The 616-nt window shown below is 46.1% G+C and carries 1 protein-coding gene; it reads right to left on the bottom strand.

From position 1 onward, the window contains the following. The coding region (locus tag A3739_RS00960; RefSeq protein WP_231876969.1) for an ABC transporter substrate-binding protein at nt 1–616 on the bottom strand (616 nt) is incomplete at both ends.

Raw genomic sequence — 616 nt, 5'->3', positions numbered from 1 at the left:
CTCAAGTAAGGCAAGTTCTGCTTCAGAGGGAAGTCCTGAACTTGCATATCGTGAGTTCGGGAAGTAGCTCAGATTGCGCGTGTAGGCATTATGGAAAAGGGCTGCGTTGGTCCATTCGAAATCAAACAGGTGTGAAAGCGCTTGGCGCACGCGTCTATCAGAGAATAAATCACGACGCGTGTTAAAAAAGAAGCCTTGTGTTCCTGATGGAATCGAGTGCGGGATGGCTTCTTTGATGACTTTGCCGCTATTGAGAGCAGGGAAGTCATACCCCTGTGCCCAGTTTTTTGCGGTGTAGTCATAGAAGATATCAAACTCGTCTGACTTAAACGCTTCGAATGCGATGGATTGATCACGGTAAAAATCAAAGCGCACTTGATCGAAGTTAAACCGGCCTTGGTAAACGTTTAAGTCCTTACCCCAAAAGTCTGGTACGCGTTCTAAGGTAATGCTTGATCCGATATCGACCTTTCCTATTTTATAAGGGCCGCTCAGCAGGGGAGTAACTTCTGATGAGGTCTCAAAATCTTTGCTTTCCCAAAAGTGCTTTGGCAAAACAGGGAGCTCGCCTGTTCTGAAAATTGCTTGTTTGGCTGCGCCGCTTTTTAAAGTGAAA

This window comes from Oleiphilus sp. HI0067 (assembly GCF_001635735.1).
The sequence above is the reverse complement of the archived record's forward strand: the minus strand, read 5'-3'. Positions and strand labels throughout refer to the sequence as shown.